This window comes from Arcticibacter eurypsychrophilus (assembly GCF_001730525.1).
Lineage (GTDB): Bacteria > Bacteroidota > Bacteroidia > Sphingobacteriales > Sphingobacteriaceae > Arcticibacter > Arcticibacter eurypsychrophilus.
Genome location: NZ_MDFN01000019.1, coordinates 89005 through 98651 on the forward strand (window position 1 = coordinate 89005; position 9647 = coordinate 98651).

Consider the following 9647-nt stretch of genomic DNA (forward strand, 5'->3'; position numbering starts at 1 on the left):
TTTTAATTAAGTTGTTTGTTTTGAAGTTTGCGAAGACGATATTGAATGGTAGTAATCCATACACCGATTAAAATCCATCCAAAACAGGCCGGATAAAATACCATTCTCATGCGCGAATCCAGGTCATAGGAACTGAATCCAGGATTGCCACCGTTGCCCGGATGCAAAGAATCGGTTAAACGAGGAAGGATAAAAAGTAATACAATCATGACTGGGAAAGCAAAAATATTATACACCGCAGAGATGCGGGCGCGTTTTTGCTCCTCCTCCAGGGAATTTCTTAGCACGAGATAGGCCAGATACATCAAGGTAGAAATGGCTGCACTATTCATTTTAGGATCATTTGGCCATGGTGAACCCCATGTATAATTTCCCCAGATCATACCGGTTACCAAGCCCAGAAATCCGAAAACAACACCAGTATTCACGCATTCAACAGCAAGCAGATCATGATTTTCATTTCCTGACGAAAGATATTTAATGCTGTAAATAACTGATATTAAATATAATATGACCATGGTAAACCACATAGGTACATGGAAATAAAGATTTCGAATGGTTTCGTGTAATATTGGTAGTTCGGGAACCGCTCCCAGCATACCAGCCCATAAAGAATAGATTACAAGAACTGAGGCTAAAATTTTCCACCAGTTTTCTTTCATATATTTACATTTAGGTATCAAAGGTATAAAAGTACATCAAGCTTCAAAAAATAAAACGAAAAAGCCCGAACTGTTTAGTGTCCGGGCTTTTCATTTATATAAAGAGATGCGTTAAGCTACTTGAGAATTAGTTTGATCTACTGAATCCAGTTCAAAGACTGCTAATTTATTTAAAAGATTATAATGAAGAGTGCCATAAAAGCTAACCAATCCGTCTTTGCCTTTACCTATGATGATCACTTTTTCCTTGATGGTTTCTTTATTTAATAGTTTCTTTTCAGATAATATAAGTTGCTCATCCTGGATGGTGAAATCTGTAGGATCAACTGCATATTCTTTTAAGAGCTCTGTAAAGCTAAAACCGTTTAATAATGAATCTTTTAATTTAATGTTCCCCATAATTAGATGTTGTTTTTTCGTGTTGATACAGAATTTCTTCTCTGATTGACAGGTGTAATTGAATATCTCAATTGAAAGTGTTGAAATCAGAATGTAAGGTATTTAAAAAAAAGAGATAAAAAAAGAAACTGTAAAGTTATTAGCTGTAAACGTAAAATTTTGACCTATCAATGACCGTGCTTAAATAAAAGGCGAAAGTATTAAAGTCAAATATTAAGTAGTATTTGTTCATGTTTCCTTTGCTTTTAATAAGGAAGGATTTTGAATTCAAAGTAATCGGGAGGATAAACAATTTACAGCTTTTCGTTATCAAAAAGCTAAACCAAAATGGCTAAAACGTTCGAGTCACAGAGAGGGTGTGTAGAGGTACGCTTCGATGCTTGTTCGCCCTTTGCAGCTTTGTGCACCCTTGTTCCTTCGCCTCGAGACGAGCGAGCAAGCAACAGCGAAGCAGTTTGATAGCTGCAATTTGCGGTAATAGTATATACCTGACTCCTACGCGACCTCAATCACATACATCTTTTACTACTATCTTTAATGCTTCAGCAGATAACCAAACTTCCTTGAAAGATAAGTATAATGCAATAACCAAAAAGACACTGCTTATACCAAAAAAGGCCTCGCCCGCTATCATCCAGTTATTCAGAAGCATAAACACACTAATAGTACAGAGGCAAAAACTAAGACTACCAAAAGCCTGCATATTTTTTATGAAGTAAATTCGCTTTCTTAAATTCCTGATCTGGATCAGCAATCCCTCGCTTTCATGAATAGTATATTGTTTGTAAAGCGTTCGCGCAAGATTAGAAAGATAGGCCAGCTTGGCTGTGTAGGCCAGCAGAATAAGGGATGTTGCCGGAAATAAAAGCATGGGTGTGGTTAGGGAAATTGCCATTTTTACTTTCCTTTCATTAATTCTTCCAAATCACTTAATTCAATTTCCAGTGCATGAACCGAAATTTGTATTTCGCGAAAAGAGATATAAAGTGAGAGCATGAGTAAGAATAGACTGAATCCGAAAATATATTCTGCCAATAAGTCCTGTGAAATATAGACCAGCCACATCGAAACAACGCAAAGTAGAAATGACAAAATACCGCATGCTTGCATATTTCTCACCTGCATAATACGCTTACGAATATTTTGAATCTGACTGATCAGGTTCGGATTTAAACTTTCAACATATTGAGTTTTAAGGCTTCTAATAAGTCCCGCTAAAGCAAGGAACCGATTTGTGTACGCTAGAAGCAACAAAGCTATTGCTGGAAACAGCATAGCCGGAGTACCTAAAGATAATTCCATTATTATTAAATCAGCTGTAAAATTACACTTATTCTTGGTTAAGCAGGGCTAAATACTTTTTCCCTCTGAATTGGAGAGCAGCAGATCCGTCTTTCATTAAGAGTTCTATTTGCAGCTTCAACTCTCCTTTTATCCAGTCTTCTTCATTCCTTAAATGATAAAGGATTTCTATGCAATTGGCTTTAACGGCTACGGGGATGTTTTTCTCGATGAGCCATTCTGACGTTTGATTGATAATGGTAGAAAGCGATGAACCGGTAAGTTTGTGACCCTTTCTTATGAGCAACAACATTAACTTGGTGTAATGCCTTCGGCAGCTATTGTGTTTTTGAAGGGGATAATATTTTAAGAACAATAGCTGTTCATCAGCCGACGGAAAAGATGAAAACAGGATACTTTCTAAGAGCCATGCAGCCCTAAAGGCTAATCTCGACTCCTTATGGAAGGAGCTAATCTCTAACAGATAGGGTACTACAGATTGTTCCTTTTTGCATAATTCGGCTAGTTTAACCATCTTAACCTTCGTTAAGGGCAGAAATAATAGTTTTTCCAGCTGAATCTTGTCCATAATTATCATTCTAAAATAAAACTTTTTTCGCCTTCTGGCATATGCTATTCCTATTTCTTACCTTTACACCTCATTTATTTATGCATGATTACAGTATCTAATCTATCCTTACGCTTTGGTAAACGTACACTTTTTGAAGATGTTAACCTGAAATTTACACATGGCAATTGCTATGGAGTGATCGGTGCAAATGGCGCCGGTAAATCTACTTTTATGAAAATCCTTTCCGGTGAAATTGATCCTAGCAGTGGATCAGTTAGTTTTACTCCGGGAGAGCGCATGGCTGTGTTAACGCAGGATCACTATGCATTTGATGAAGTACCTGTTATTGAAACCGTTTTAGTTGGTCATAAGGAGCTTTATGGGATCATGAAAGAAAAGGATGCCTTATATGCAAAGGAAGATTTTACTGACAAAGATGGTGAGCGCGCCGGAGAGTTAGAGAATATATTTGCTGAAATGGATGGTTGGAACGCAGAAAATAATGCGGCAACCATGCTGAGTAACCTGGGTATCAAAGAAGAACTTCATTATAAGTTGTTAAAGGAGCTTGATGGAAATCAAAAAGTGCGCGTGTTGCTTGCTCAAGCCCTATTTGGTAATCCAGATATTCTTCTACTGGATGAGCCTACGAATGACTTGGATATAGATACCATTGCCTGGTTGGAAGAGTTTCTGGCGAATTATGAAAATATAGTATTGGTGGTTTCCCATGACCGTCACTTTTTGGATACGGTTTGTACGCATATCGTGGACATCGATTTTAGTAAGATGAGTATCTATTCGGGTAATTATTCTTTCTGGTATGAATCAAGCCAGTTAGCCTTACGTCAGCGTTCCGATCAAAATAAAAAGACAGAGGAGAAGGTTAAAGAACTGCAGGAATTTATACGGCGTTTTAGTGCGAATGCATCCAAATCCAAGCAAGCAACCAGTAGGAAGAAGGCATTGGATAAAATCAGTATCGACGAGATTAAGGCATCCAACCGGAAGTATCCAGGGATTATGTTTAACAATATGACCCGTGAAGCAGGTGATCAGATTTTACAGATTGAAAAGCTTAAGAAAGTTTCAGGAGGCGAAACCTTGTTTTCGGGAGTTGATATTTTAGTGAATAAAGGGGATAAGATTGCGATACTAGCGGGTAATAGTCTTGCTACAACTGCTTTTTACAATGTTTTAAGTGGAAGGGATCCTGATTATACTGGTAATTTCAAGTGGGGAATTACAATAAATGCGGCAGATATTCCAAATGATAGCTCTACTTATTTCGAAGGTAAGAACGATAACCTGGTTGATTGGTTGAGGGAATATTCGGATGGTGATAAAGATGAGCAGTTTATACGAGGGTTCCTTGGAAGGATGCTTTTCTCTGGGGAGGAAGTTTTGAAAAAGGCAAGTGTGCTTTCCGGAGGAGAAAAGATGCGTTGTATGTTTTCGAAGATGATGCTTCAGCAGGCTAATGTGCTTCTCTTTGATGAGCCAACGAATCATTTAGACCTTGAATCGATCACGGCATTGAACAATGGGATGAAAGATTTTAGAGGATCTATCCTATTTACATCCCGTGACCACGAATTAACGAACACGGTTGCGAATCGTATTATTGAGCTTACTCCGAACGGAATCATCGATAAACTAATGACTTACGATGAGTACATCAGTAGTGAAGTGGTTAAAAAACAGCGTGAGGATTTATATTCTTAACAAATAAGTAAATTATGGTTGCAAAAGACAATAAAAAATCGTTTCTTTGCAGCCACAATGAGACTTGGTAGCTCAGCTGGTAGAGCAACTGACTCTTAATCAGTGGGTCGAGGGTTCGAACCCCTCCCAGGTCACTTGTTTATAAGCCCTTTCTGGAAACAGAAAGGGCTTTTTTCGATCAATGAGATCAGTTCAAATATGCTTTATTCTTTTGAACGGTTTTTGAAAACGCCAAGGATCATGCACCGGGCCGATCGGTTTGGTAAATCAGTGACGATTGAAGGAGAAGGCGCCAGCAACAGTAGTATCTATAATTATATAAAGGCCTGCGCACGCTTTTTAATACCGCCTGCACTGCTTATAACAACGATGACCAGGGTATCTATAGGATCAAACACTATCCGTTCAAAAAATATAAAATAGGATCCGCTCCCCTAACCAAGAAAAGAAACATCCGGGTAGAAGAAGTTATACAAATCCGCGATTGCGGGGTCGAGCCTAATAGCCGAGCAGAACTGGCTAGAGATCTTCTTATGCTCAGTTTTCATCTGTGCGGAATGAATGCAGTGGATCTGTATCATTTGGATCTTGGTAAAGTAAAAAAGAAGAGACTGGAGTTCAACCGGTCGAAGACATGCCTTATACGAAAAGACAATGCCTTTATAAGTATTAAGGTAATTCCAAAAGCTAAAAAATTATCAGAAAAATATGCTGGTAGGCTTCAGTCAAGATATAATACGATTAGTAACTTGAACCGGGCAATTGGCAAAGGAATGCTTCAGATCAGAGAAATCACCGGGATTGACTTTATTACTTTTTACTGGGCGAGACACACTTTTGCTAATCTTGCCCGAAACAAATGCCGGATGAGTAAGGATGACGTAGCGCTTGCCCTCAATCATGTGGATGAGGTGCAGGAAAAGCTGGTGGCATTATTGGATCCTGAAATAAAAGATGAGGTAATTGCTATAGATCATAGTAGGGTTATGAAGGTGGTATAGGATTTTGCTTTTAGTGTCCCACAATAAGTGTTAGATTGAACCAATTTATTGAAGATTTGAAGAAGTTACCTATTTAGATCGAATGATAAATTTCAATTTAAGATTGGAAATTGTCAGACAAGTGCTGAAGAAAGTTTACTAGATCGATGTTGATTTAATTGGTATGGTCTTTTTGTTACTTGTTTTAAAAAACCATTTTTAGTTGAATACATGGGTATAACAAAACATCATATAAAAGAGCATGCGAATGGCAGGTTCAAAAAGAATTGACATCAAATTACTATTGTCCCAGAATCTCTCTAAAATAGCAGCAAGTGCTAATATCACTCCATCAACCCAATGGTGCTACTTTTCTAATTTCATTCTTCAAATTCATCTTTATGCTTTCGTAATTAGTACACGATTCCCCTCCGCCCCTTTGTAATTCTGAAACTGCCATAAGGCTACAACAACTACTAATATAGTTAATTGTGCAAATAGTGATTCAAAGGTGGGGTAAATGCCCAAAGCTTCAAATCTAAAAGCATCATTCAATAAAGTTTCGCTGAAATATGCGGCCTCTTGAAGGGCTCGAAATCCTTTTCCAGTTAATACCACAGTTAATACCGCCACTACATATGCAGAAAGCTTAAAAAGCTGTCTTAGTGGTAGCCGTTTGGAATATCGAAGTATAAGTATAGCCGATACGCTAACTAATACTGCGGCTGTCACGACTGCCCAGCCAATGGCGGAGCTACCTTCGTCTGGCACATCCAATTTTAAAGTTGCCAGAAACAGCACGACTTCAAATGCTTCCCTGAAAACAATTATGAAAGAAAAAAACATTAGCAGGTACCAGTTCCCTGACTCGGCAACCTTTTTCATTTTTTGTTCCACGAATTCCTTCCACTTCTTAACCTCTGATTTACTGTGAAGCCATGCGCCCATGTAAATCAATACGGCCACAGCGATAATAGAACCGACCCCCTCCATGAGTTCTCTATTGCTGCCACTCAATTTAATCAGTGATTCAATGAAAAACCAACTTGCTGCACCTACTATCAGTGCTAATATCCAGCCTAAATGGATGTAGTTAATTGCCTTTTTAATATTTAGAGGCTTAAGAACGCTTAAAACTACTGTAATAATTATCAGCGCTTCCAATGCTTCTCGTAATAGAATAGATAATGCAGCTCCATAAGTGAAGGAATATGAATACGCTTTATTTCTAAGTAAAGCATCTGCTTTGTTTACTTCTTGCTTTGCTAAAGCGTTTAATTCTCCTACCAAAACAAGATCATCACCTTTGAGCGCTGCACGATAATTAATCATGGCTCTTTCAACGCTTATGATTAATTTAGAATCAGTTGCCCTTATAGGTGCTTCCACCAGTTCTACCCCTTCTAAATAAGCAGTTAATGCTAAACTCTGCGCAAGAATCTTATCCCTATCCTTATAAGCTTGTAAGGAAGCATCAAGGTTAAACTTAGCCAGCTCTAAAGGCTTCATTACCTTCGGTTGATGATTCCTAACTTGTGCAAGACTAATTTTAAAATTTTGTTTAGTAAGGTAGGTATTTAGCTCTTTATCCGTCAACCTGCTTACTCTGTCAATTCCGGGAACCTTTAAAAAATCCTTTTTAGTTTTTGTACCCTTATGCCTAAGGGACATGAGATAAAAAGAAACGTCCCATAGTTCGGCTTCAGACAATTCGTTAAAAGAGCGCATTGGGGTTCCATCAAGACCCAATTTTATAATGTTGTAAGCTTGTAAAGGTGAAAGGTTAGACATCGCCTCATTATCTTGAAAGTTGGTAGGTTTAGGTGATAAATTTGCAGCCAGCGCACCGTCACCACCGCCTATTGTTCCATGACAGGATACACAGTTCTTATTATATATCACCATACCTGATTTAAGGGAAGGCCAGTTCTTTGGGCTTAACTTCATCAAACCCATAGCTAGTATTTGCTCTTTAATCTGCCTGGACAGATAGGCTATTGATTCTGTGCTAGCTTTATTCTGTACTAATTTTAATAAATGTCTTAGTTCATTCCCAAGACTGCTGAAGGCAGGCTTATTGACTTTCTGTTTTATTTTGTTTTGAAGGATTATACAATTTTTTGTAAACTCCGTGATCTCGAGGTATTCGGTTTCATTGATGATCTTTCCATTAGTAACTGCCCCAGCATAATCTTTAGCGACGTAGTCTAGCAAAGTAACTAATGTCCTAATTTCATTTTCATTACTTTCGGTCTGCGCAAAACTGGGTGAACTTACCCATAAGAGCAAGGCAGTGAAAAATGTAAATTTAAATTTCATTGTATGTGTTGTTTGTAATCATTCTAAATAACGGCGAAGGTATTTAAAATTTACAAGTTAATGAATGTTATTTTTGACCGAACTAATCCTTTTTTTAGATAAAATGGATATATAGCACATTAGAAGCTTTATGGTTTTAGCTAAGGAACTTCATTTTTGGAATGCAGCATTAATGTTAAACTTACCCCATAGTCCTCCTTGGGCCATCGCATGAAAGTTTAGAAACAGAATTTTAATTCGCTATTTTAATAGCAATTTTTAATAAGTCATCCTCAACTATATCGGGTGTAATTGCTAATGGGAAAAGTTGTTGTCCGGGTCTTGCTACAAATGCAGTTTGCCAGCCTGCCCACTTTGCGCCGCTGACATCCCAGCCATGGGCGGCAACTAACATACAGTCTGAATCCTCTATATTCATTTTCCTTGCTGCCCAATGGTAGACCTCTAGATGCGGTTTGTATTTTCCATAATCTTCAATGCTTAAAATATGATTGAAGTATGTAGTGATTCCCGCAAAGTCTAGTTGTTCTTTAATGGCTTTATTAGATGAGTTACTAAATGAGACAAGAATATAACCGGCATTCTTTAAGATGGCTAATGCCTCCTTGACTTCCGGATGCGCTTCCAAAGATAGAATATGCTTTAATGTAGCCTTGGCATCGTCTTCACTTAGCTCAATATTATTGCTTTTAGCCACCATTAATAATGTTGCGGCTCCTATCCTACCAAAATCAAAATATTGTCCGCCCACAGTTGCCACCAAAGAATAGTGAAGCATTGACGTGAACCATAACGTTCCCAATGCCTTATTGCCTCCTAGTTTCGCAACAATTGATTCTTTCAAGGTTTCTAAATTCAATAAAGTTTCATTGACATCGAAGAAAATAATCTTAGGCTTGCTCATTATATTTAATTTCTCTATTCTCATGACTTTTTTTCGTTTTCAAATCCGGTAAAAAGACTTAAACTCAATAATCCTACCTGGGCTACCGCCTTTAAGAAGGTTTTCCTATTTTCCATTTTTATTAGTTATTATTTTGATATCATAATAAACTTCCACCATTAACGTAATCTGGCGGTTTAATCCCATTTAACTGTAGATAAATGATAAGCTGACCTAAGTGTTGTAAGATTAAAATTTGTCTTTGTGTTATTGGCCTGGCAAAGAACTTAATCTTTTCATCAAGTCGTCAAGTAGTAATTACCAAATGGTTCTCTAGTCCTGATTATAAGCATCTGACACTATTTTTAACCATTCTGTTTTTATTAATTTAACCCTGGCTGTTTCCTAGGGAGGTGTTTTGTTAAAAAAGTAAGTGATAGAAAGCCAATCCATAATATCTGAAATAGAGATACCAGCAAATGATGCCCTTGCTACAGAGCATTATCATAAACAAAAGCAACTTTAGGCTATTATTTTTATTTAAACGCTTTTTTATATTAAAAATTCCCTGACTTATCTGACAAATGTAAATTAATCACAATAAAAGAAAGCTAGTGCTAATAAAAGTAAGTTAATACTTTTATTAGCACTAGCTTTGAACATCAAAACACACATAATCATGGAAACACTGGAAACCAATTACATCAACGTCCCTCTTATCGAGCCTAAATTAAAGCATCCAACTATTTTTAAGGTGTTTGATAGCCTGTTAGGGGGTGAAAGTTTAACCATTCACAACGACCACGACCCCAAACCGGTGTATTATC

11 protein-coding genes and 1 tRNA gene are annotated in these 9647 nt (G+C 37.4%); 5 read left to right on the forward strand and 7 right to left on the reverse strand.

Features of this window, described 5'->3' with window-relative positions:
- Positions 1–2: 2 nt before the first annotated feature.
- The 5 genes from ccsA to BFL47_RS11915 form a co-directional block, all read right to left on the reverse strand.
- Positions 3–662, reverse strand: a complete 660-nt coding sequence (gene ccsA, locus BFL47_RS11895; RefSeq protein ID WP_069660017.1) for a cytochrome c biogenesis protein — start codon at positions 660–662, stop codon at positions 3–5.
- Between the two features lie 111 nt (positions 663–773).
- Positions 774–1061, reverse strand: a complete 288-nt coding sequence (locus BFL47_RS11900; protein WP_069660018.1) for a hypothetical protein — start codon at positions 1059–1061, stop codon at positions 774–776.
- 505 nt (positions 1062–1566) lie between these two features.
- Entirely contained in the window at positions 1567–1956 is a 390-nt protein-coding gene (locus tag BFL47_RS11905; protein WP_069660019.1) for a DUF2721 domain-containing protein, read from the reverse strand.
- 2 nt (positions 1957–1958) lie between these two features.
- Complete coding sequence (locus BFL47_RS11910) at positions 1959–2363, reverse strand: DUF2721 domain-containing protein (protein ID WP_069660020.1); 405 nt, start codon at positions 2361–2363, stop codon at positions 1959–1961.
- Between the two features lie 28 nt (positions 2364–2391).
- Positions 2392–2931: a hypothetical protein gene (locus tag BFL47_RS11915; protein WP_139125813.1), complete on the reverse strand. Its 540-nt coding sequence runs from the start codon at positions 2929–2931 to the stop codon at positions 2392–2394.
- Between the two features lie 84 nt (positions 2932–3015).
- On the opposite strand from BFL47_RS11915, the gene BFL47_RS11920 reads away from it, so the two are divergent.
- From BFL47_RS11920 to BFL47_RS11935, 4 genes are all read left to right on the forward strand, one after another.
- Positions 3016–4638: an ABC-F family ATP-binding cassette domain-containing protein gene (locus tag BFL47_RS11920; protein ID WP_069660022.1), complete on the forward strand. Its 1623-nt coding sequence runs from the start codon at positions 3016–3018 to the stop codon at positions 4636–4638.
- A gap of 61 nt (positions 4639–4699) precedes the next feature.
- Positions 4700–4772 (forward strand) — tRNA-Lys (locus BFL47_RS11925).
- 1 nt (position 4773) lies between these two features.
- Entirely contained in the window at positions 4774–5061 is a 288-nt protein-coding gene (locus BFL47_RS11930) for a hypothetical protein (protein WP_139125814.1), read from the forward strand.
- Between the two features lie 134 nt (positions 5062–5195).
- Positions 5196–5639, forward strand: coding sequence for a site-specific integrase (locus BFL47_RS11935; protein WP_069660024.1), 444 nt, complete (start codon positions 5196–5198; stop codon positions 5637–5639).
- 378 nt (positions 5640–6017) lie between these two features.
- Here the strand turns inward: BFL47_RS11935 and BFL47_RS11940 are convergent, their stop codons facing one another.
- Positions 6018–7937 (reverse strand): cytochrome c/FTR1 family iron permease, encoded by a 1920-nt coding sequence (locus tag BFL47_RS11940; protein WP_069660025.1) that lies wholly within the window; start codon positions 7935–7937, stop codon positions 6018–6020.
- A gap of 232 nt (positions 7938–8169) precedes the next feature.
- Entirely contained in the window at positions 8170–8865 is a 696-nt protein-coding gene (locus BFL47_RS11945) for a haloacid dehalogenase type II (protein WP_069660026.1), read from the reverse strand.
- 634 nt (positions 8866–9499) lie between these two features.
- Here BFL47_RS11945 and BFL47_RS19300 point away from each other — a divergent pair.
- A partial coding sequence (locus BFL47_RS19300) for a DUF2249 domain-containing protein (protein ID WP_139125796.1) occupies positions 9500–9647 on the forward strand: 148 nt, incomplete at its 3' end.